Raw genomic sequence first — 22,714 nt, 5'->3', positions numbered from 1 at the left:
GGAAGGGCCCCTTCTTAACGCCTCGTGCATGTGAAGGGGCCCCGCTTAACACCTCGCGCCCTGCGGGAGAGCATCGGCGGTGGCGGGCAGCGCCGGCACGCGCCGGATGTTAAGCGGGGCCCCCTCCTCTACCGCAGGCGTTAACAAGGGGCCCTTCCTTGCACGTCAGCCGGCGCGGTGGGCCTGGATGGCGCGGCGGCGGGCCAGGCGGTGGGCGCGCCGGATCTCCGCCTCCCGGAAGCGGCGTTCGTCGTCGGGCGTCTCGGGCAGCACCGGGCGGACCCGCCGGGGCGCGCCACCGACGTCCACCCCCACGAAGACCAGGTACGCGGTGGCGACCCGCACCGGCTCGTCCTCGGCCGAGTCCCAGCGCTCGGCGACCACCCGCACCCCGACCTCCATCGAGGTGTTGCCGGTCCAGTTGACCTGCGCGTGCGCGTGCACCAGGTCGCCCACCCGGACCGGCTCGGAGAAGACGATCTCGTCGATGGAGGCGGTGACCGCGGTGCCGCCGCTGTGCCGGGCCGCCGCCGCGCCGGCCACGTCGTCGACGAACTTCATCAGTACCCCACCGTGCACGCTGCCGTACAGATTGACATCGACAGCGGTCATGATGCGACTGAGCGTGACGCGGGAGTACGAGGTCGGCTTACCCGCCGGCACCGCGGGATGATCTGTCATGCCGGAAACGGTACGGTGCGCGGATGCGACATCTCTGGAGCTTCCTCGCCGGGTTGGTGGTGGCGCCCGTCACCTGGGTGCTCGTCACCCTCGGTCAGGACGGATCTGGGCGGACCGTCAACCGCTGGGTGGAGATCGGTACGTACAGCACACCGAACCTGATCGAGCCGGCCGTCTATCTGGGCGTCGCCGGCGTCCTGCTCGGCCTGCTCGGCACGCTGCGTTTCTCGCCGCTCGGCCCGCTCGTGGCGGGCCTGCTGCTCGCCGCCCCGTACGTCGGGTTGTTCGTCGCGCCCTTCTCCGTGCGGGACCGGGTGCCCGACGACCTGAAAGTGCTCGGCGACCCGCTGCCGCTGCGCCAGCCGCTGGAGAACGGCACGCTGTTCCTCATCGGCCTGCTGCTGCTGATGGCCGTGTTCAGCGCCCAGCGGTGGCGGCGACCCGTGGCGGCCGAGGCGGAGCTGACCCCGGCCGTCACACCGGTCGAGCACGGGCCCACGCTCACCGACTGGCCGCCGGCCGGCGCGCCGAAGGACCCGGACACGGCCCCGCTCACGCTGGCCTACCCGGAAACCCCCACCGATCCCCTGCCCCGCCGCACCGGCGGCGAGTCGCCGTGGTCCGCGCCGCCGCGCGGCGCCGCCCGGCCGGAGGGCACCAGCGAGAGCCGTTGACCAGTGCGGGCGGGCCGGGTCACCCCGGCCCGCCCGCCCGAACGTCGACGCCGGCGCTCAGCCCTTGAGCAGCTGCCGGGCCATGACGATGCGCTGCACCTGGTTGGTGCCCTCGTAGATCTGCGTGATCTTGGCGTCCCGCATCATCCGCTCGACCGGGTAGTCGCGGGTGTAGCCGTAGCCGCCGAGCAGCTGGACCGCGTCGGTGGTGATCTCCATGGCGGCGTCCGAGGCGAAGCACTTGGCGGCCGCGCCGAAGTAGGTCAGGTCCGCGTCGCCGCGCTCCGACTTGCCGGCCGCCGCGTACGTGAGCTGCCGGGCCGCCTCCAGCTTCATGCCCATGTCGGCGAGCATGAACTGGATGCCCTGGAACTCGGCGACCGCCTTGCCGAACTGCTTGCGCTCCTGGACGTAGCCCTTGGCGTAGTCCAGCGCACCCTGGGCGATGCCGATCGCCTGGGCGGCGATGGTGACCCGGGTGTGGTCCAGCGTCTGCATGGCGGTGGCGAAGCCGGTGCCCTCCGCGCCGATCATCCGGTCGGCCGGGATCCGGACGTTGTCGAAGTAGACCTCGCGGGTCGGCGAGCCCTTGATGCCGAGCTTCTTCTCCGGCGCGCCGAAGCTGACCCCCGGGTCGGACTTCTCCACCACGAAGGCCGAGATGCCCCGGGACCGAGCTGTGGGATCGGTCACAGCGAAGACCGTGTAGTACTCGGAGACGCCCGCGTTGGTGATCCACCGCTTCACGCCGTTGAGCACCCAGTGGTCGCCGTCGCGGACCGCCTTGGTGGTCATCGACGCGGCGTCGCTGCCCGCCTCCGGCTCGGAGAGGCAGTAGGAGAACATCGCGTCGCCCGAGGCGACCGGGGTGAGGTACTTCCGCTTCAGCTCCTCGGAGCCGGCCAGCAGCAGCGGCATGGTGCCCAGCTTGTTGACCGCCGGGATCAGCGACGACGAGGCGCAGGCCCGGGCCACTTCCTCGATCACGATGGCCGTGGCCAGCGCGTCCGCGCCGGCGCCGCCGTACTCGACCGGGACGTGCGGGGCGTGGAAGTCGGCGGCGCGCAGGGCGTCGTAGGACGCCTTGGGGAACTCACCTGTCTCATCCGCCTCGGCGGCGTGCGGAGCCACCTTCGCCGCACAGATCTCACGGACCGCCTCCCGGATCGCCTCGTGCTCCTCCGGCAACCGGTAGACGTCGAACGACTGCTCTGCGGCCATGTCGGCCCTCCCCTTTCACCGCTATCATGCGCAGTCTGTGCCGCCCGGAAGCTGCCGACTGCCGCAAACTGAAGGATAACCACCGGCTACGGCCGAACCTTACCGGCGGGTAGGCTCGCGCCCGAGCGTCGTCCACCCGACCCACTACCCTCACACCAGACATCAGTCCCCTCGGCGCCCGGCCTAGGCGCCCCCAGCAGAATGCGACGCGAGGAAGCGCCGCCAGTGCGAGCGGAGAAGACAGGCGTGACGATCCCGTACCCGAACTCCCAGCCGACGCCCGCCATCGCCGCGGTGACGCCGCCGTCCGGCGCCGCCCGGCCCCGGGTCACCTTCCTCGGCACCGGCTACCTCGGCGCGACGTACGCCATCTGTTACGCCGAGCTGGGCTACGAGGTGCTCGGCTTCGACGTAGACGCGGACAAGATCGCGAAGCTGAACGCGGGCGAGGTGCCGATCCACGAGCCCGGCCTCGACGAGCTGCTGCGGCGCAACCTGGCCGCCGGCCGGCTGCGGTTCAGCACCGACATCCAGGAGACCGCCGACTTCGGCGACGTGCACTTCATCTGCGTCGGCACCCCGCAGCGGGCCGACGGCATGGGCGCCGACCTGTCCTACGTCGAGGCGTCGGTGACCGGCCTCGCCCAGCACCTGACCCGCAAGGCGCTGATCGTCGGCAAGTCCACCGTGCCGGTGGGCACCGCCGAGTGGGTGGAGCAGCTGGTCGGCAAGCACAGCCCGACCGACCTCGGGGTCGAGGTGGCGTGGAGCCCCGAGTTCCTCCAGGAGGGCTTCGCCGTCGACGACGTGCTGCGCCCCAACCGGATCGTGGTCGGCGTCAAGAGCGAGTGGGCCAACGGCATGCTCTTCGCCGCCCACAAGGGCGTCTTCGACCTGGCCGCCACCGAGGACCGCGAGGTGCCCCTGGTGGTCACCGACTTCGCCACCGCCGAGCTGGTCAAGGTCGCCGCGAACGCGTTCCTGGCCACCAAGATCTCGTTCATCAACGCGATGGCCGAGGTCTGCGAGGCGGCCGGCGGCGACGTCACGCAGCTCGCCCGCTCCATCGGCTACGACCCGCGGATCGGCAACCGGTTCCTCCAGGCCGGGCTCGGCTTCGGCGGCGCCTGCCTGCCCAAGGACATCCGGGCGTTCCAGGCCCGCGCCCAGGAGCTGGGCGCCGGTGAGGCGCTGCGCTTCCTGCACGAGGTCGACCTGATCAACCTGCGCCGCCGTACCCGGGTGGTGCAGCTCGCCGCCGAGCTGCTCGGCCGCCGCTCCGGCCCGGCCGGTCCGGACCTCTCCGGCACCCGGATCGCGGTGCTCGGCGCCACCTTCAAGCCCAACACCGACGACGTACGCGACGCCCCCGCCCTCGCGGTGGCCGCGCTGCTCGGCAAGGCCGGCGCCGACGTGCACGTCTTCGACCCGCAGGGGATCGAGAACGCGCGCCGCGCCGTGCCGGAGCTGACCTACGAGGAGAACATGACCGACGCCGTCCGCGGCGCCGACCTGGTCTGTGTGCTCACCGAGTGGGCCGAGTTCCGCAACGCCGACCCGGTCGCGCTGGGCGAGCTGGCCAACGGCCGCCGGGTGGTCGACGGGCGCAACTGCCTGGACTCGACACTGTGGACGCAGGCCGGGTGGGAGTACCGCGGCATGGGTCGCCCCTGACCCGTCGACGTCGGGCCGGCCGGCCGGGGATCGCATCCCCGACCGGCCGGTCCTTTTTTGTTGTCCGGAACGCGCCGGCAACTGTCGAAATCCCGGCCCGCTCAGGGCATGCTGCCTCTGGGAGGTCCACAGTGCGGGGGCGCGGGCGAACGGGAGACTGACGTGGAGAGCTTCAGGTGCGCCTCGTGCGGGCGGGAGATCAAGCCCGCCGTCGTCTGCCCCCACTGCGGCGCGGAACAGCCCCAGTGGACCGAGCACCTGGCCGACATCGAGCGGTCGATCGCCGAGATGAAGGCGCGCGACGCCGAGATCGCCCGCGAGCAGCGGCAGATCGCGGCCAAGATGCAGGCCGCCCTCTTCCAGCGCGACATCCTGGCGCACGCCGGGGAGGAGCGGATCAAGCAGGCCACCCGTCCCCGCCGGGTGCTCCGCCGGCGGCCCGGACGCCGCCCGCCCACGGCCGCCACCGGCGCGCCGCCCCGGGTGCCCCGGCAGGGCACCCCGCCGCCCGGGCCGGACGACCTCCCTCCGCCGCCACCCCGCGGCCGCCCCCAGTGGCTCGACGCGGACGACCCGGAGCATCCGCCGGAGGCGTCGTCACGCGAGGTGCAGAACATCCCGCTCGGGCTGGGCGCGCTGCTGCTCGGCGTCGCGGCGGTGGTCTTCGCCGCGGTCGCCACCAGCTCGATGGACGCGTTGGCGCGGCTCGGCGTGCTGCTGGTCGCGACCGTGCTGATGCTGCTCGCCCCGCCGGTGCTGGCCCGGCGCGGGCTCACCTCGACCGCCGAGACCATCGCGGCGGTCGGGTTGCTGCTGGTGCCGCTGGCCGGGTACGCGCTCTGGGCCGTGGACCGGATCGGCGGCGGCACCTCGGGCGCCGCGTTCGCCGGGTCGATCTTCCTGGTCACCACCGTCGTCGCCTTCGGCTACGCGTACGGCACGGGCCTGCGCGCGCCCCGGTTCGCCACCGTGCTGGCCGCCCAGCCGGTGCTGCCGCTGCTGGCGTACGAGCGGATCACCGGCCCGGCCGGGTGGGCGTTGGTGCTCACCGTGGTGGCCGTGCTGGACCTGGCCCTGGCCCGCTCGGTGGTGGTGCGCGAACGGCCGGTCCGGCAGGACCTGCCCCCCACCGAGCCGCCGACACCCGCCGCACCCCGACAGCGCGCCGACGAGGACCGGCCGGAGTCGGCGCCGGAGGAGGCCGGTGAGGTGCTCGGCGGCGAGTCGCCCGCCGGGCCCGCCGCCGCCGCGCCGGCCCGTCCGGTGCCGTGGCTGCGGGAGCTGACCTGGCTGCTGCACGGGGCCGCGGTCGCGGTCGCCCTGGCGTACGCGGTCACCGCCCTGCTCCGCGCCGCCACCGTGCCGACCGCCGCCGGCGCCGGCGCGGTGCTGCTGCTCGCCGCGCTGGTCGCGCTGGCCGGGACGCTGGTGCTGCGCCGGCCGCCGTTGCCCGACGTGGGCGCCGGCATCCTCACCCTCGCGGTCATCGGCGCGCTCGGCCGGGTCGCCTCGGTGGCCCTGCCCGGGCGTTCGCTGCTGCTGATCGCCGCGGTCATCGCGCTCACCGGGCTCGCCGTCCGGGCCGTACCGGAGGCGGCCCGCCGGGGTCCGCAGCTGGCGTCCGCGGTCGCGCTCACGGTCAGCGGCCTGGTGGTCGCCGGCGGCGCGCTGCGCGCCGGGCTGGCCCCGGTCCGGGCGGCGCTGCCCGCCTGGTCGGCCGACCTCGGCGGGTGGCACGCCGAGCTGGCCCGCGCGGTCGGACCGACCGGCTGGCAGCTCGCCGCCGCCGCGCTGCTGCTCACCGTCGCCGCCGTGGTCGCGCTGCCGCCGGAGATCCGCCGGGAGTTCGCGGTGGTCGGCGCGGCGCTCACCGCGCTGGCGGTGCCGGCCTCGCTCGGCCTGGGCTGGGCCGCGGCCTGCTGGCCGATGCTGCTCACCGCCGTCGCGATCGGGGTGCTCGGGCTCACCGCCGGCACCGAGCGCGCCGCCGTGGCGCACGCGGTGACCGCTGCCGGGCTCGGCCTGGTCGGGGCCGGGGCCGCGCTCGCCCGCCCCGCGCTCACCGCCGCCGCGCTGACGCTGCTCTTCCTGGCCGGGGCGCTGGTGTCGCTCGCCCCGCGGGTCCGCCTGGCCGCCGCCGCGACGGACCGGGTCTGCGCCTGGGCGGCCGGCGGCGCGGCGTTCGCCCTGCCCGGCGCGGTGGCCGCGTTCGTCGCCGCCACCGTGCCGACCCCGCCGGCGCCCACCCCGGCGAACCTCCGCGAGATCACCGTCCCGATCCTCGCCGCGAGCTTCCTCGCGGTCTGCGTGACGCTCGGCTACGCCGCCCTGGTCCAGGTGGCGCAGCGGCAGCTGAGCATGCCGCACGCGCTCGGCACCGTGCTCGGCGCGGTCGCCGTCGCCGCCGCCGGGTTCGGCGCGCCCGGCGCCACCTCGGCGGACGCCTGGGTGGGTGGCCTGCTGCTGATCTCGGCCGCGCTGCTGGCGCTGGCCCCGCGGATCGACGCCGGCCGCCGCGCCGACATGTCGCTGGACGGCTCGGACCTGGCCCTGGCCGCGATCACGGTGGCGCTGGTGGCCACGCTGGCCCGGATCGCCGCGGTCCTCGCGCCGGGCGGTCAGCTCGTGGTGGCCGCCGCGCTGGTGCTGCTGGTGGCGGTCGCCGCCCGGGCGCTGCCGGAGGAGTGGCGGCGCGGTCCGATCCTCGGCATCGCCGCCGGGGGCACGCTGATCGGCCTGATCGCCGCCTGGAGCGCGCTGCGCGGCGGGCTCGGTGTCCTGGCCACCCCCGGCCCGATCTGGGCCGGTGACCTGAGCGGCTGGCCGGCGGCGCCGACCGGCGGGTCCACCTGGCAGGCGCCGGTCGCGCTGGCGCTGCTCGCGGTCACCGCCGCCATCCTCCTGCCACCGCCCTGGAAGTACGACGTGTCGGGCGCGGCCGCGGTGCTCGCCACGGTGGGTGCGCCGGCCGCGTTCGACCTGCCCTGGTGGTCGCCGGTGCTGGTGGGCGCCATGGTGGCCACCGTCTTCGGGATGGCCGCCGCGGCCGCGGCGGACCCGCGGGCCGCGCTGTCCCGGGCCACCGTGGCCGGCGTGGTGGCGTTGCACGCGGCCGGCGCCGGGCTGGTCCGCCCCTGGACCACCGCGCTGGCGCTGGGCAGCATCGCGTTGATCGGGGTGACGGTGGCCGCGCTGGCCCGCACGCTCGCGCCGACGCTGGTGGAGGACATCCGCGCCGAGGGTATGCCCCCGCATCTGGTGCAGGTGGGCGGTGCGGGCGCCGGGGCGGCGCTGCTGGCCCTTCCCGGCGCGGTGGCCGCCCTGTCCGCCGAGTTCGGCCGCCCGCCGCAGGTGGTCCTCACCTCCGCCCTGGCCGCCGCCAGCATCGGCCTGGCCGTGGTCGCGGCGGTACGCCGGCAGGTGCCGCAGTACCTTCCGTACGCCAGCGTCGCCGTGGTCGGCGCGGCCACCGTGACCGCGGCGGCCGCTCTGCTCGTCCGCCTGCCCGCCGGTGTGTTCGCCGCCGCCGCGGCGCTGCTCGGGGTGCTCGCCGAACTGGTCCGGGCGGCCACCGTCCCGCCGGTCGGCTCGGCCCGCCCGGTGCGCCGCTGGTCCGTGCTGTTCGACGGGGCGCTGCGCCGGGACCCGGGCGACCGCACGGAGCTGCGCTGGCGGGTCAGCCCGGCGGCCGGGGCGCTCGCCGCGGCGGCGCTGCCCACCGCGCTGGCCCTGGCCACGCTGGCGCCGTCGCTGGTGGTGGCGTTGTTCTCGCCGTTCGCGGCGCTGGGCCGGGTGTGGCAGGGGCCGCCGCCGGAGCTGCTCACCCCGCCGCCGGACGCCGTGGACCCCACCCATGTGCTCACCGCGCTGCTGCTCACCGCCACGGCGGCGCTGGCCGCGACCGGGTTCAGCGGCGGTCGCCGGTCCCGGGCGGTGCCGGTGGTCCTGCCCGGGGCCGCCCTCACCCTGCTGATCACGCCGGTGGCGCTGGGGCGGGGCTGGCCGGTGACCACGCTGGCCGCGCTGGCCGTCTTCACCATCTCCATGCTCGGGCTGGCGCTGACCCCACCGCCGCCGTTGGTGGAGCCGGCCCGGTCGATCCGGGTCGCCCGGGTGCTGGTCTTCGCGATCGGGCTCGCCGCCGGGGGCGCGGGGCTCTGCGGCAGCCTCGCCACCCGCGACCTGACCCTGTTCACGCTGGGCGGCGCCGTCGGCGTGGGCATCGTGGCCGCGCTGTTCGGCACCACCCAGCGGGCCCGCATCCTCGGGTGGTTGTTCGGCTCGCTGATGGCCCAGCTCTTCGCGCTCACGCTCGGGCTGGTGGTGGGGCTCGCCGCGGTCTGGTCCGCCTTCGGGGTGCTCGCGGTCGGCGCCGCGTTGCAGGTCTTCGCCGCCACGCTGCCCCGGTTGCGCCGGCCGGAGGCGTACCGGGAGGCGGCCACCGTCGAGTGGAGCGGTTACGGGGCGGCCCTCATCGCGCTGGCGCTGGCGTACGACTCACCCCGGCACATCGCCGCGCTGCTGGCCGCGTGGGGCGCGGTGCTCGGGGTGGCGGCCAGCCGTCCGGGCCGCCGTCCGATGGAGCGCAACCTGCTGTTCTGGGCGGTGGTGGCCTGCGAGATCAGCGCCTGGTGGATCCTGATGCGGGTGGCCGACGTGGCGCTCCCGGAGGCGTACACGCTGCCGTTCGCCGCGCTCGCGTTGCTGGTCGGGGTGCTGCAGCTGCGTCACCGGCCCGACCTGTCGAGCTGGGTGGCGTACGGACCGGCCCTGGTGACCGCGTTCCTGCCGACGCTGGCGATCGTGATCGCGACCGACTCCAGCATGCTGCGTCAGGTGCTGCTGCTGCTCGGCGCCGTGGCGGTGCTGATCTTCGGTTCGACGAGCCGGCAGCAGGCGCCGGTGATCGTGGGCGCGACGGTCACCGCGATCGCCGCGGTGCACGCGTTGTTCAGTCTCGGCCCATGGCTGGTGCTGATCCCGGTCGGCATCGTCCTACTGGTGCTGGGCGCGAGCAACGAGCGTCGCCGGCGGGCCCAGGAGCGCCTGCAGACAGCGCTGCGCGGCATGCGCTGACCTCGCCGCCTGTGCGCGGCGACGAACGGTCACCGACGGCGACACCCGCAGCGTTACGCAGATCGACAGCGCCGCATCACGCCAGCGACGCGCGCAGCGCGGCTTCCTTCTCGGCGACCAGGTCCTCCAGGCTCGCCTGGTAGGCGGCCATCCGGTCCCGCAACGCCGGGTCGGAGGCGCCGAGGATCCGGACGGCGAGCAGGCCGGCGTTGCGGGCATTGCCGATCGACACCGTGGCGACCGGTACGCCGGCCGGCATCTGCACGATGGACAGCAGCGAGTCCATCCCGTCCAGGTACTTCAGCGGCACCGGCACACCGATCACCGGCAGCGGGGTGACCGAGGCGACCATGCCGGGCAGGTGCGCCGCCCCACCCGCGCCCGCGATGATCACGCGGACACCGCGACCGGCGGCGGACCGGCCGTACTCGATCATCTTGAGCGGGGTGCGGTGCGCCGAGACCACGCCCACCTCGTACGGCACGCCGAACTCGTCGAGCGCCTCGGCGGCGGCCCGCATGGTCGGCCAGTCCGAGTCACTGCCCATGATCAGCCCGACGGCGCTCATGCCGTGCTGGCTGGGCATGCCCTCACGGCCCTCGCTCCGCTCGGTGCGTTCGCTCATGCGCGTCCTTCCTGGAGCCAGCGGGCGGCCCGCGCGGCCCGGGCCCGTACGTCGGCCAGGTCGGTGCCGAGCACCGTGACGTGACCGATCTTGCGGCCCGGACGGACCTGCTTGCCGTAGAGGTGGACCTTGGCGCCGGGCTCGGCGGCGAACAGGTGGTGCAGCCGCTCGTCGATCGAGATCCCGCCCGGCTCCCCGCCGAGCACGTTCGCCATCACCACGACCGGCGCGGCGAGCGAGGTGTCCCCCATCGGATAGTCGAGCACCGCCCGCAGGTGCTGCTCGAACTGCGAGGTCCGGGCGCCCTCGATGGTCCAGTGCCCCGAGTTGTGCGGGCGCATGGCCAGCTCGTTGACGACCAGACCGGTGGGCGTGTCGAACAGCTCCACCGCGAGCAGCCCGACCACGCCGAGCGCGGTGGCCAGGTCGATGGCGAGCTGCTGCGCCGCGACCGCCCGCTCCTCCGGCAGGTCGGGCGCGGGCGCCAGCACCTCGACGCAGATGCCGTCGCGCTGCACCGTCTCCACCACCGGGTACGCGGCCACCTGGCCGAAGGGCGACCGGGCGACCTGCACGGCCAGCTCTCGTCGCAGCGCCACCCGCTCCTCGACCAGCAGCGGGGTGCCGCCGGCGAGCAGTGTCGCGGCCAGCTCGGCGGCCCGGTCGGCGTCGTCCACCATCCAGACGCCGCGCCCGTCGTAGCCGCCCCGGGCGGCCTTGAGCACCACCGGCCACCCGGTCTCCTGGCCGAAGGTCACCAGGTCCGCCGGCGACTCCACCGGACGCCAGGCCGGGTTGGGCGCGCCCAGCTCGCCGAGGCGCTCCCGCATCACCCGCTTGTCCTGCGCGTGCACCAGCGCCTCGGCCGGCGGGAACAGCTTCACGCCCTCGTCGGTCAGCGCGCGGATGTGGTCGTTCGGCACGTGCTCGTGGTCGAACGTGACCACGTCGCACCCCTTGGCGAACGTGCGCAGGGCGGTCAGGTCGGTGTGGTCGCCGTACTGGACGTCGGCGGCGACCAGCGCCGCGCCGTCGTCGGGAGCGAGCGCCAGCACGCGCAGCGACTGACCGAGGGCGATGGCGGCCTGGTGGGTCATCCGGGCCAACTGGCCGCCACCCACCATGCCCACGACGGGGAGTCCGGTCCGGGAGTCCATAGCGCCGCCAGCCTAACCGGGCCGGGGACACCCCCGGCCGCTGGGCCCGTCCCCGTCCCACGGCCGGGAAACGGGACGGCGACCGGCTCCGGGGCGGGGCACCATGATCCGCATGACGACTCGCCGGATGCTCCGCGCGCTGCCCGTACTGGCCCACGACATGCCGTCCTTCGACCCGTCCGACGTGCCGGCCGAACCCACCGCCCTCTTCGCCGACTGGCTCGCCGCCGCGGTCGACGCCGGGGTCGACGAGCCGCACGCGATGACCGTCTCGACGGTCGACGCCGACGGCGCGCCCGACGCCCGGGTGCTCATCCTCAAGGATCTCGACTCCGCGGGCTGGCACTTCGCCAGCAGCTCGGCCAGCGCGAAGGGACGCCAGCTGGCGCGGAACCCGCGCATCGCGCTCAGCTTCCACTGGCGGGAGCAGGGGCGCCAGGTCCGGGTGCGCGGCACCGCCCGACCGGCCGACCCGGCCGTGTCCCGGCAGGACTTCCTGGCCCGGCCGGAGGGCTCCCGGATCGCCACCCTGGCCGGCCGACAGAGCACCGTCCTCACCGACCGGGCTGAGCTGGACCGGGAGCTGGCCGAGGTCCGCGCCCGCCTCGCCGGCGATCCCGACCTGGTCGCCGACACGCACACCGTCTACGTGGTGGCGCCGGAGACGGTCGAGTTCTGGCAGGCCGACCGGGAGCGCCGGCACGTCCGGCTGCGCTACCGCCGGGGCGCAGCCGGCTGGGCGCGGGAGCAGCTCTGGCCGTGACGGCTCAGCCGAGTTGGGCGACCAGGTCCTCGACCGAGGTCACCGGCCGTTGGCAGACGAACCCCCGGCAGACGTACGCGGTGGGCCGCCCGTCGACCAGCGGACGGTCCGCCAGCAGCGGCACACCCGGCTGGTCCGGGGCGCCGGCCACCACCACCGCGCCGGGCGGGGCGTGCCGGCGGGCGGCGGCCACCAGCGGGTCGCCCTCCGGGTCGTCGGTCACCACCGCGATCTCGTACGGGCCGGAGAGCAGCGCCTCGCCGACCGTGGCGGCGTAGCCGGTGAACCGGGCGTGCCGGTCGACGATCGGCGCCACCGTGGACAGGGTCACCTCGGCCGCCTCCCGGTAGCGGGTCTCCCCGGTCAGCGCCGCGTACGCGACCAGCGCCGCGACGACCGCCGAACGGCCGGACGGGGTGGCGTTGTCGGTCGGGTCGGCGGGCCGGGTGACCAGGCGCTCGGCGTCGTCGGCGGTGTCGTAGAAGCCGCCGTCGGCGGACGCGAACCGGGCCAGTGCCACGTCGAGCAGCTGCCCGGCCAACGTCAGCCAGCGTCCCTCGCCGGTGAGCTGGTGCAGCGCGCAGAACGCCTCCGCGACGCAGCCGTAGTCCTCCAGCACCCCGGCCGGCTCGCCGACGACCTTGTCCCGGGAGACCCGGCGCAGGCGGCCGTCGACCAGGTGCACGGCGGCCAGGTGCTCGGCGGCGTCGCGCATGGCCCCGTCGGCGACGATGACCACACCCTCCATCAGGTTCGCGTCCTCGTCCTCCCGGGACGCGTAGAGCGCGGCGACCTGCTGGAACTCGGCGAGCGCGGTGATCGCCAGCCCGTTCCAGGCCGCCACCACCTTGTCGTCGCGGGCCGGCTGGGGCCGGGTGTCGCGGGCGGCCAGCAGCCGGCCCACCACGTCCTGCCAGCGGGCCCGGACCGCCGGGTCGGCGTCGTCGACGTCACGGGCCAGGCGCAGGACGCTGGCGCCGTGCTCGAACGTGCCGTCGGCGGTGACCTCGAAGAGGTCGGCGGCGAACCGTCCGTCGGACTCCCCCAGCACCTCGACCAGCTGCGCCGGTGTCCAGACGTAGGTGAGTCCCTCGACGCCCTCGGTGTCCGCGTCCAGCGCGGAGGCGAAGCCCTCACCGGGTCGGTGCAGCTCGTCGGCGAGGAAGCGGGCGGTGTCGCGGGCGACCCGGCGGGCCAGCCGGTCGCCGGTCAGCCGCCAGAGCTGGGTGTAGACGCGCAGCAGCAGCGCGTTGTCGTAGAGCATCTTCTCGAAGTGCGGCACGGTCCAGTGGCCGTCCACCGAGTAGCGGGCGAAGCCCCCGGCGAGCTGGTCGTTCAGGCCACCCCGGGCCATCGCCTCGCAGGTGTGCCGGACGATCTCCAGGCTGCGCGCCGAGCCGGTGCGCCGGTGGTGCCGGAGCAGGAAGAGCAGGTTCATGTGCGGCGGGAACTTCGGCGCGCCGCCGAAACCGCCGTTCGTCTCGTCGTACTCCTGGGCGAGCTGGCCGGCGGCGCCGTCGAGCAGCTCGGCGGTGAGCGGGGCGGTCACGCCGCCGACGGCCTGGGCGCCGCCGATCGCCTCGACCACGGCGACGCCCTGCCGCAGCACCGCCTCGCGCTGGTCCCGCCAGGCGGCGGCGACCGAGCCGAGCAGCCGGACGAAGTTGGCCCGGGGGAAGTAGGTGCCGCAGAAGAACGGGGTGCCGTCCGGGGTGGCGAACACCGTCATCGGCCAGCCGCCCTGGCCGGTCATGGCCTGGGTGGCGGTCATGTAGACGGCGTCGACGTCGGGGCGCTCCTCCCGGTCGACCTTGACGCAGACGAAGTCGTCGTTCATGAGCCGGGCCACGGCCTCGTTCTCGAACGACTCGTGGGCCATCACGTGGCACCAGTGGCAGGCCGCGTAGCCGACCGAGATCAGCACCGGCACGTCGCGGCGCTTCGCCTCGGCGAACGCCTCGTCGCACCAGGGCCACCAGTCGACCGGGTTGTCGGCGTGCTGGAGCAGGTAGGGCGAGGTGGCCTCGGCGAGTCGGTTCACCACCCGACCCTATCCGCCGCGCCGGACCGCCGCCCCCGGACCGGTCGGAGCCACGAGCCGTCCTTCCGCTATTCACCTTTGTCTATTTGAATCGGCGCATGGCCGGCGTCGTCCACCGCCGGCGCGTCCGAAGGAGACGGTCCATGCGCAGACTCCCCGCCCTGCTCGCCCTCGCCGCCCTCGCCGGATCCCTGCTGGCCCCCGGCACCGCGTCCGCCGAGGTCCCGCCGCAGACCCGGTGGTCCGCCACCACCGGCGTCGGGATCCACAACACGTACGAGCGCGGCACCTACACCTACCTGGCCCAGGCGCTCGACGCCCGGCCCGGGCTGATCGAGCTGGACGTCTGGCCGGACGTGCTGACCCGGCAGTGGCGGGTCAGCCACAGCAACCCGCTGGGCAACGACAACAACTGCGTCGCCGCCACCAGCGCCGCCCAGCTCTACACCGGCACCCGCAACAAGAACCTGGAGCACTGCCTGGACGACATCCGGCTCTGGCTGGGCGCCCACCCCGACGCCGGCCCGCTCATCCTCAAGCTGGAGCTCAAGACCGGCTTCAGCGGCCGTACCGGCCAGGGGCCGGCCCAGCTCGACGCGGTGCTCGCCGCGCGGCTCGGCGACCGGGTGTTCCGCCCGGCCGACCTGCTCGGCGACCACCCCGGCCTGGACGCCGCCGCCCGCGCCGACGCCTGGCCCACCCGCGCGCAGCTCGCCGGCAGGGTGATCGTGGAGCTGATCCCCGGCACCGTCGAGGAGGGCAACCCGACCGACACGCTCTGGACCGACGTCGAGTACGCCCGCCACCTGAACGGTCTGGCGGCCGCCGGCACGCTGGGCAGCGCCCGGGCGTTCCCGGCGGTGCACCGGGCCCAGGCCGGCGACCCCCGGACCCGGTACGCGGACCCGGCCCTGCGCCGGTGGTTCGTGCTCTTCGACGGCGACGCCTCGGCGTACGTCACGGGCGGCGTCGACACCGCCTGGTACGCCGCGAACCACTACCTGCTGGTGATGACCGACGCGCAGAACGTCCCGCCGGCGGTCGGCAGCGGCGACGCCGACGCGGCGGCGGCCCGGGTCGCCCAGCTGGCCCGCGCCCACGCCAGCATCGCCTCGGCCGACTGGGCCACGCTGCCCGCCGTCCTCGACGACGTGCTGCCCCGCGGCTGAGCGCGCCCCCGCGCCGTCGGGCCCGCCCGGCGGCGCGGACCGCTCAGGAGGCGCCGTCGGCGCGCAGCGGGAAGACGTTGCCCCGCGCGGTGTCGCGCAGCGACCCCAGCACCGCCCCGATCTTGTCCGCCGGCATCGGCTTGAAGAAGTGGTAGCCCTGCGCGGCGGTGCATCCCAGTTCGACCAGCGCGGTGCGCTGCTCGGCGGTCTCCACCCCCTCGGCCACCACCCGCAGCCCCAGCTCGTGGGCGAGCCCGACCGTGGTCCGGACGATCGCCGCCGCCTCCGGCGAGTCGGCCATCCGGATGACGAAGGACCGGTCCACCTTCAGCTCGTCCACCGGGATCCGGGTGAGGAACGTCAACGAGGAGAAGCCGGTGCCGAAGTCGTCGACCGCGAGCTGCACGCCCATCGCCCGCAGTGTCGCCAGCACCTCGTCGATGATCTCCAGCTCGCTCATCACGACGGTCTCGGTGATCTCCAGGACCAGCCGGTGCGGCGGCACCTGGTGCCGCCGCAGCGCCTCCTCGATCTCGGCGGGCAGCCGCGGGTCGAGCAGGCTGCGGGCGGACAGGTTCACCGAGATCGGGACGTCCAGCCCCTCCCGCGCCCAGCCGGCGGCCACCTCCAGCGCCTTGTCCAACACGTAGCGGGTGAAGCTGCCGAGCTGCTCGCTGTTCTCCACCGGGCGGATGAAGTCGGCCGGGCCGAGCCAGCCCCGGCGCGGGTGCCGCCACCGGATCAACGCCTCCACCCCGGTCGGCCCGCCGGTGGCCAGGTCCACCGCCGGTTGCAGCGCCAGCACCAGCTGGTCGTCGGTGGCCAGCGCCTCCCGCAGCTCCGCGAGCAACGCCAGGTGGTCGGTGCTCGCCGCGTCGCGGGAGCTGTCGTACGCGGCGACACTGCCGCCACCCTCCTTCGCCTGGTACATGGCGATGTCGGCGCGCCGCAACAGCTCGGTCAGGTCGGCGACGCCGGCGTCGGCCACCACCACGCCGACCGCCACCTCGATCGACATCCGCACCCCGGCCACCTCGGTCGGCGCGGCGAGCCGCTCGGCGACCTCCCGGGCCTGGCGCACCGCGTACGCCAGCGGGGCCGTCCGGTCCTCGACCACCGGGACCGAGGTGAGCAGCAGGGCGAACTCGTCGCCGCCGAGCCGCCCGAGCAGGTCCCCCGGCCGGGTCAGCGCGGCCAGCCGGTTGGCGGTGAGCCGCAGCAACTGGTCGCCCGCCGAGTGGCCGAGCGTGTCGTTGACCTCCTTGAACTGGTTCACGTCCAGCAGCAGCAGAGCCACCGGGTGGTCGTGGGCCCGCTGCCGCAGCGCCTGGTCGCCGCGGGTGAGCAGCGCGGCCCGGTTGAGCAGGCCGGTGAGCTGGTCGTGCACCGCGTCGTACGACGAGCGGGCGGTGACCAGCCGCAGCTCACGGTGGGTCGCGGCGTCGTGCAGGGCGGCGGCCAGGGCGTCGGAGAAGGCGGCCACGCCGTCCTGTTCCCGGGCGGTGGGCGGGGCGGACCGGGCGAACCGCACCCGCAGCCGTCCCACCTCGGCGGGGCCGACGGCGAGCCGCCGGACCAGCTCGTGTTCGCCCGAGCCGCGATCCGCCGGGGGCTCCACCTCCCGATCCCGCACCTGCCCACCGAGGTCGGCCCGGTATCGGCGCCAGCGCCCGTCGCCGCGGGCCACGTCGACCTCGACCAGCTCGGCCCCGAACAGGGTGAGGGCGCCGGTCACGGCGGCGGTCGCCACGCCGCGTTCGTCGAGCTGGTTGAGGGCGGCGGTGGCCTCGGCGAAGGCCCGCCAGGTCCGGCGCTCCTCGTCGGCCCGGAGCCGGTGCCGGTAGGTCTGCTGCAACAACCACAGCGGCGGCGGCAGGAGCAGCAGCCAGCGCGGGTCGAGTTCCAGCAGCGCGACCACCACCAGGCCGACCGCGACGTTGCCGGTGAACATGAGCAGCTTGCCGCGGAGCGCGGCGAGCAGCGGCGGCCCGATCGGGATGCCGTGCCGCAGCGCGAGCGTGGCGGCGCCCAGCCAGGCGGTGGTGAGCAGGTAGGTCACCGCGCCCGCGCTCAGCGCGAGGGCCAGTTCGGGGGTGGGCGCGGCGAGCAGCGGCCGGCCGAGGGCGCTCGCGACCGCCGCGGCCAGCGCCGTGGCGGCGGTGAGCGAGGTGGCGATGCGCACCAGCTCCAGCACCGGTCGGCGGTCCGCCACCACTGACATCGTGGTCCAGGCGGCGCCGGCGCCGAGCAGCGCGGCGGCCGGCAGCCAGCCGGCGGGGACCAGCCAGAGGCAGACGAGGAGCGCGGCCTCGCCCCAGGTGATGCTGACCATGCCCGACGGGGCCCGGAAGCGGAGCCGGGCGAGCTGGGCCACGGCGAACGCGACGGTGGCGAGGCCGAACCGGGCCGGCCCGGGCAGGGGGTCGTCCACCGGTAGGTGTGCCGGTACGGCGAGGCCGAGCACCGCGGCCAGCAGCGCGGTGACCGCGACCGCGACGGTCAGCAGCACGACGCTCACCGGGGTGCCCCGCAGGCCGAGCCGATCGGGTGGCCGGTCGGCCGGTTCGGAGGTCACGGACCCGCCCCGTCGGCGGGTGCGACCGGGACACGGTCGGGGCCCGTTGCTGCCCTCGACATCGGCGCCCCCCTTCCGCGCAGGGTCCGGGGCCTGACGGTCCCCCCGGCGGAAGGCTAAGCCAAAGCCGGTGGCCGCAACAGGGGGCGACCACCGGCTCGGGCGTGATTCATGCGGTGTTCAGCTGTTTCGGCGCTGCTGGGGGCCGTTGGGGGCGCTCGTCGGTGAATCCTGCTCGACGGCCCCGTCTGTCGGATCGACGACTGCCGAGTCGACCCGGCCGGGCTCGCCCTGCCGCGGGAAGCGGTCGGGCAGGCGGCGCAGGCGGGCGTTCATGTTGCGGATGAGCAGGACGGTGACGGTGGCCAGCGCGACGATGAGGAAGAGGCCCATCGGGCCGGCCAGACCACCCGTGCGGGTGTCACCGAAGTTGTTCTCCGCGAGCACCTGGGCGGTGGTCAGCATGGTGTTCCTCCGATGTGCGGCTGACGACCAGGGTAGCCCGCGCCGATGTCAGTGGGCACGGCACGTCTCGCGCACCCCGGCGAAGAGGTCGGACTCGGGGAGCGGGCTGTCCACCAGCGAGCGGGCGAGCTGGAAGTCCTCCGTCGGCCAGGCGCGCTGCTGGAGCTCCATCGGCACCTGGAACCAGAACCCGTCCGGGTCGATCTGGGTGGCGTGGGCCCGCAGCGCGTCGTCGCGGACCGGGAAGTAGGCGGCGCAGTCGACCCGGGTGGTGATGCGCTCCCCCTTGTCGGGACGCTCCTCCCAGCGCTTCATCCACTCGCCGTAGGGCGACTCCAGGCCGGCGGCGAGCATCGCCTCGTGCAGGCCCATGATCTTGGCCCGGGAGAAACCCACGTCGTAGTAGAGCTTCAGCGGCTGCCACGGCTCGCCCAGCTCCGGGTGGCGCTCCGGGTCGCCGGCCGCCTCGAACGCCGCCACGGTGACCTTGTGGGTCATGATGTGGTCCGGGTGCGGGTAGCCGCCCTCCTCGTCGTACGTGGTGACCACGTGCGGGCGGAACTGGCGCATCAGCCGCACCAGCGGCGCGGCGGCGACCTCCACCTCCTGCAGCGCGAAGCAGCCCTCGGGCAGCGGCGGCAGCGGGTCGCCCTCGGGCAGACCGGAGTCGACGAAGCCGAGCCAGGCCTGCTCGACGCCGAGGACGGCGCGGGCGGCGTCCATCTCGGCGCGACGGATGTCGCCGATGTTGGCCCACACGTCGGGGCGGTCCATCTTGGGGTTCAGCACGCTGCCCCGCTCGCCACCGGTGCAGGTGACGACCAGGACATCCACCCCCTCGGCGACGTATTTCGCCATGGTGGCGGCGCCCTTGCTCGACTCGTCGTCGGGATGGGCGTGCACCGCCATGAGACGCAGCTGTTCTGCCACCTTCGGCGCTCCTCGTCTGTGCCGGCCGGGCGACCCGCCCGGGGCCGACCGGCTGACCTGCCGGAATCTCCCCCCGCGCCCGCGAAAGCCCCCGTGCTGGCACGTCGGGACCGCTGCCGGAGTGGCCGGGACCACCCTGGCCGGTCGAGGCCGACCTGCCATCCTTGACTCAGCGCCGGGCTGGGAAGATGGACCTAGCCATTCTTGCCGATGCCGCCGACAACAACGCCAGGAGATACCCGCCGGTGAGCGAGACGCACGCCACAGTCACACCGGGTACGCCGGTCTTCCCGCCCGGCCGGTACGGCCGCCGCCGGGAGCCGGGCCGCCGCCGGCCGCTCCTGCTCGCCCTGACGGTGACCGTCCTGCTGGCCGTCCTCGGGCTGGCCGCCGCGAAGCTCTACAGCCAGTACGGCGACCCCGAGTACCAGGGCGAGATGATCAGCTACACCGGGATCACCGACTCCCGCGTGGTGGTCGACTTCCGGGTCACCGTGCCACCCGGCGGCTCGGCGACCTGCCTGCTGCGGGCCCGCTCGCACGACGGCGCCGAGGTGGGCCACGTCGAGGCCACCGTGACCGCCGGGTCCGGCCAGCGGCACGTCCGAGCCCGACAGGAGGTGCCCACCAGCGCCCGGCCGTTCATCGGCGAGGTGCTGCGCTGCCGACCGACCGGCTGAGCCGGAGCACCGGCGAGCTGCCGGAACACGCGTACCCCGGGTCCCGCGACCGGCACCCGGGGTGATCGACCACACCTCGACCGGCACCGCACTGGTAACTTGGTAGTTCACCTGTCAGCCAGTCCGCACCAACCGAGGAGATCGCCTGTGTCCACCAACGGAAACGAGGCGCCCGCCACCTGGCTGTCCCAGGACGCTTACGACCGCCTGCAGGCCGAGCTCGACGAGATGATCGCCAACCGGCCGGTCATCGCCGCCGAGATCAACGCCCGGCGCGAGGAGGGCGACCTGCGGGAGAACGGTGGCTACCACGCCGCCCGCGAGGAGCAGGGCAAGGCCGAGGGGCGCATCCTCTATCTCAAGGAGCTGCTGCGCACCGCCAAGGTCGGTGAGGCTCCGGCCGCCGACGTGGTCTCGCCCGGCATGGTCGTCACCATCTACTTCGACGACGACGCCGACGACACCGAGACGTTCCTGCTCGGCTCCCGGGAGATCGCCTCCACCACCGACCTCACCGTCTACAGCCCCGAGTCCGCGCTCGGCAAGGCGATCCTCGGCGGCAAGGCGGGCCAGACCTGCACCTACACGGCCCCCAGCGGCGCCGACATCAAGGTGACCGTCGTGTCCTTCGAGCCCTACTCGGGCTGACCGCCCTCCGGACCCGCGCCGGACGGCTCGGGTCCCGACCCGACCGAGGCTGACAGGCTCCTCGGGCCCCGAGCCACACCCACCCGTTCGCCCCGACCGGACCATCCGGCCGGGGCGTTCGCGGTTCACCCCTCGCCGGCGAAGACGACCTGGTAGCCGCTGGCCCGCAGCGCGCTGATCAGCGTGTCCGAGTGCTCCACCCCACGGGTCTCCACGGACAGCGCCACCTCCACCTCGCCCAGCCGCAGGTGCGGGTTGGCCCGCTGGTGCACCACGTCCACCACGTTGGCCCGGTGCTCGGCGATCTCGCCGAGCAGCGAGGCGAGCTGACCGGGCCGGTCCACGCACCGCACGGTGATCCGCAGGAAGCGGCCGGCCGCGGCCAGGCCGTGCTCGATCACCCGCAGCATCAGCAGCGGATCGATGTTGCCGCCGGAGAGGACCGCGACCACCGGCGGGGTCACCTCCACCGCGCCGGCCAGGAGCGCCGCCACCCCGACCGCCCCGGCCGGCTCCACCACCTGCTTTCCGCGCTCCAGCAGCATCAGCAGCGCGCGGGAGATGTCCTCCTCGGAGACCGTGACCACGTCGTCGACGAGCTTGCGGACGTGGGTGAACGTCAGCTCACCGGGCCGCCCGACGGCGATCCCGTCGGCGATCGTCGCGAACGAGGGCAGCCGGACCGGTTCGCCGGCCCGCAGCGAGGGCGGGAAGGCGGCGGCGCTCGCCGCCTGCACCCCGATCACCCGTACGTCGGGACGCAGCGCCTTGGCCGCCACCGCCATGCCCGACACCAGCCCGCCACCGCCCACCCCGGTCACGATGGTGCGCACGTCCGGGCACTGTTCGAGCAGTTCCAGCGCCACCGTGCCCTGACCGGCGATGACGTCCGGGTGGTCGAACGGGTGGATGAACACCGCACCGGTCCGCTCGGCGAAGGTCTGGGCCGCGATCAGCGACTCGTCCACCGTGCTGCCGACCAGCTCGATCTGCGCGCCGTACCCCTTGGTCGCGGCGACCTTCGGCAGCGGCGCGTTCACCGGCATGAAAACGGTGGCGTGCGTGCCGACCAGACCGGCGGCGAGCGCCACCCCCTGGGCGTGGTTGCCGGCGCTGGCCGCCACCACGCCCCGGGCCCGCTCGTCGGCGGAGAGCCGGGCGATCCGCACGTACGCGCCCCGCACCTTGTACGAGCCGGCGCGCTGCATGTTCTCGCACTTGAGCCAGACCGGCCCGCCGAGCGCGGCGCTGAGCGGACGGGACGGCTCCAGCGGCGTGGTGCGGGTAACGCCGGCGAGCAGCTCCCGCGCGGCCTGTACGTCGGCGAGACCGACCAGTTCCGTCATGCCCCGATCGTGCCACCCGCCCCGGCCGGAGGCGGCGGCGACGTCACCGACGGCGCGTCCGGTCCGGCGACCGCCGGCGCGGGCGTGGCGGAAGCGGGCCCGGGACCGGCCACCGGCGCGGGACCTGCGGGCTCGGCCGGCGTGGACGCCGCCGGCGCGGTCCCGGCCGGCGCGGACGCCGCCGAGCCGGGCGCCGGCCAGCCGGGGTGGCCCGGCCAGGCGGGCACGGCCCGGGCGAGGCGGTCCTGCTGGGCGGCCGAGATCCGGCGGACCAGCACGACGAACGAGATGCCGGCGACCAGGCAGGCCACCGACAGCAGCAGCCGGCCGCCGAGCGCGTCCTGGTAGTAGCGGACGTAGCTGCCGTACTCCACGTCGTTCTGCGGCCACTCGGTCAGCCGCGAGTACCGCTGGTCGTCGCCGCGGCTGACCACCCGGTCGCCGACCGAGAAGACGAGCCAGGCGGCCCACCAGACGCCGACCAGGGCCGGCGTGGTGCGCCGGAGCAGGCTGTCCCGGGCGATGTTCGCGACCACCCGGGCCGGGACCACGAAGTTGGCGAACGGCACCAGCCAGCCGGCGATCGCCCAGCCCGGGCCGAGGCTCGGCAGGGCGCCCGCGAACGCGTCGGTGTTCTTCCGCGCCCGCCAGGTCCAGATGATGACCAGCACCGCCGCGGTCAGGAGGGCCAGCAGGTAGGGCAGCCCGAGCAGCAGTTCGGCGACCGCCGCGCCCAGCAGCAGGTCCCGGTCGCCCTGCTCGGCCGCCGTGCGGGCCATCCGCGCCCCGACCAGCGGGAACAGCGCGCCCGGCAGGTAGAGCACGGTGGCCGCGCCGACCGCGACCGCCGCGGCGGTGCCGAGGCCACGGACCGGGTACGTGGGCACGCCGGGCAGCACCGGCGGCTGGCCGAACGGGGTGCCGCAACGCTGGCAGTCGGGGTCGACCGGGGACGCGACGTCCCCGCAGGTCTGGCAGTGCATCGGGAA

17 protein-coding genes are annotated in these 22,714 nt (G+C 74.9%); 7 read left to right on the top strand and 10 right to left on the bottom strand.

Annotated features, from left to right (window positions below; translation table 11 throughout):
- Positions 1-165: 165 nt before the first annotated feature.
- Positions 166-681: an acyl-CoA thioesterase gene (locus ACN27B_RS14540; RefSeq protein WP_099162511.1), complete on the bottom strand. Its 516-nt coding sequence runs from the start codon at positions 679-681 to the stop codon at positions 166-168.
- Positions 682-704: 23 nt separating this feature from the next.
- On the opposite strand from ACN27B_RS14540, the gene ACN27B_RS14535 reads away from it, so the two are divergent.
- A complete protein-coding gene (locus tag ACN27B_RS14535; RefSeq protein WP_099162512.1) occupies positions 705-1,355 on the top strand; it encodes a hypothetical protein in 651 nt (216 codons plus the stop codon).
- 57 nt (positions 1,356-1,412) lie between these two features.
- On the opposite strand, the gene ACN27B_RS14530 is transcribed toward ACN27B_RS14535, so the two are convergent.
- Complete coding sequence (locus ACN27B_RS14530; protein WP_422745425.1) at positions 1,413-2,576, bottom strand: acyl-CoA dehydrogenase family protein; 1,164 nt, start codon at positions 2,574-2,576, stop codon at positions 1,413-1,415.
- Positions 2,577-2,822: 246 nt separating this feature from the next.
- Between ACN27B_RS14530 and ACN27B_RS14525 the strand changes: the two genes are divergently transcribed.
- Both ACN27B_RS14525 and ACN27B_RS14520 read left to right on the top strand, forming a co-directional pair.
- Entirely contained in the window at positions 2,823-4,250 is a 1,428-nt protein-coding gene (locus tag ACN27B_RS14525; RefSeq protein ID WP_091581814.1) for a UDP-glucose dehydrogenase family protein, read from the top strand.
- A 162-nt stretch (positions 4,251-4,412) separates the two neighbouring features.
- Positions 4,413-9,326 (top strand): SCO7613 C-terminal domain-containing membrane protein, encoded by a 4,914-nt coding sequence (locus ACN27B_RS14520; RefSeq protein ID WP_422745423.1) that lies wholly within the window; start codon positions 4,413-4,415, stop codon positions 9,324-9,326.
- Between the two features lie 76 nt (positions 9,327-9,402).
- Here ACN27B_RS14520 and purE read toward each other — a convergent pair whose 3' ends face one another.
- Positions 9,403-9,894, bottom strand: coding sequence for a 5-(carboxyamino)imidazole ribonucleotide mutase (purE, locus tag ACN27B_RS14515; protein ID WP_422745976.1), 492 nt, complete (start codon positions 9,892-9,894; stop codon positions 9,403-9,405).
- Positions 9,895-9,947: 53 nt separating this feature from the next.
- Entirely contained in the window at positions 9,948-11,108 is a 1,161-nt protein-coding gene (locus ACN27B_RS14510) for a 5-(carboxyamino)imidazole ribonucleotide synthase (RefSeq protein ID WP_099162514.1), read from the bottom strand.
- Positions 11,109-11,220: 112 nt separating this feature from the next.
- On the opposite strand from ACN27B_RS14510, the gene ACN27B_RS14505 reads away from it, so the two are divergent.
- On the top strand, positions 11,221-11,871 hold the full coding sequence (locus tag ACN27B_RS14505; RefSeq protein WP_099162515.1) for a pyridoxine/pyridoxamine 5'-phosphate oxidase: 651 nt from the start codon (positions 11,221-11,223) through the stop codon (positions 11,869-11,871).
- A 4-nt stretch (positions 11,872-11,875) separates the two neighbouring features.
- Here ACN27B_RS14505 and ACN27B_RS14500 read toward each other — a convergent pair whose 3' ends face one another.
- Positions 11,876-13,912 carry a thioredoxin domain-containing protein gene (locus ACN27B_RS14500; protein WP_422745420.1) on the bottom strand — a complete coding sequence of 679 codons (2,037 nt, stop codon included), beginning with the start codon at positions 13,910-13,912 and terminating at the stop codon, positions 11,876-11,878.
- 143 nt (positions 13,913-14,055) lie between these two features.
- On the opposite strand from ACN27B_RS14500, the gene ACN27B_RS14495 reads away from it, so the two are divergent.
- A complete protein-coding gene (locus ACN27B_RS14495) occupies positions 14,056-15,081 on the top strand; it encodes a phosphatidylinositol-specific phospholipase C domain-containing protein (protein WP_099162516.1) in 1,026 nt (341 codons plus the stop codon).
- 43 nt (positions 15,082-15,124) lie between these two features.
- Here the strand turns inward: ACN27B_RS14495 and ACN27B_RS14490 are convergent, their stop codons facing one another.
- The 3 genes from ACN27B_RS14490 to mca all read right to left on the bottom strand — a co-directional run bounded on the left by ACN27B_RS14490 (position 15,125) and on the right by mca (position 19,051).
- Complete coding sequence (locus tag ACN27B_RS14490) at positions 15,125-17,614, bottom strand: putative bifunctional diguanylate cyclase/phosphodiesterase (RefSeq protein WP_422745973.1); 2,490 nt, start codon at positions 17,612-17,614, stop codon at positions 15,125-15,127.
- Between the two features lie 222 nt (positions 17,615-17,836).
- The gene (locus ACN27B_RS14485; RefSeq protein WP_091581846.1) at positions 17,837-18,121 is read right to left on the bottom strand and encodes a hypothetical protein; all 285 of its coding nucleotides are present in this window, start codon (positions 18,119-18,121) and stop codon (positions 17,837-17,839) included.
- Between the two features lie 48 nt (positions 18,122-18,169).
- Entirely contained in the window at positions 18,170-19,051 is an 882-nt protein-coding gene (mca, locus tag ACN27B_RS14480; protein WP_099162518.1) for a mycothiol conjugate amidase Mca, read from the bottom strand.
- Positions 19,052-19,296: 245 nt separating this feature from the next.
- On the opposite strand from mca, the gene ACN27B_RS14475 reads away from it, so the two are divergent.
- Both ACN27B_RS14475 and greA read left to right on the top strand, forming a co-directional pair.
- A complete protein-coding gene (locus ACN27B_RS14475) occupies positions 19,297-19,731 on the top strand; it encodes a DUF4307 domain-containing protein (RefSeq protein WP_422745417.1) in 435 nt (144 codons plus the stop codon).
- Between the two features lie 147 nt (positions 19,732-19,878).
- Complete coding sequence (gene greA / locus ACN27B_RS14470; RefSeq protein ID WP_091581857.1) at positions 19,879-20,379, top strand: transcription elongation factor GreA; 501 nt, start codon at positions 19,879-19,881, stop codon at positions 20,377-20,379.
- A gap of 125 nt (positions 20,380-20,504) precedes the next feature.
- Here the strand turns inward: greA and ilvA are convergent, their stop codons facing one another.
- Positions 20,505-21,725, bottom strand: coding sequence for a threonine ammonia-lyase (gene ilvA, locus ACN27B_RS14465; protein WP_422745415.1), 1,221 nt, complete (start codon positions 21,723-21,725; stop codon positions 20,505-20,507).
- On the bottom strand, positions 21,722-22,708 hold the full coding sequence (locus ACN27B_RS14460) for a DUF4328 domain-containing protein (protein WP_422745413.1): 987 nt from the start codon (positions 22,706-22,708) through the stop codon (positions 21,722-21,724). The genes ilvA and ACN27B_RS14460 overlap by 4 nt, the downstream gene beginning before the upstream one ends.
- Between the last annotated feature and the right edge of the window lie 6 nt (positions 22,709-22,714).

Origin of the sequence: Micromonospora sp. WMMD754 (assembly GCF_049315235.1) — a bacterium.
In the GTDB taxonomy this organism is placed as follows: domain Bacteria; phylum Actinomycetota; class Actinomycetes; order Mycobacteriales; family Micromonosporaceae; genus Micromonospora; species Micromonospora sediminicola.
This window is presented reverse-complemented; position numbering and strand designations above follow the sequence as displayed.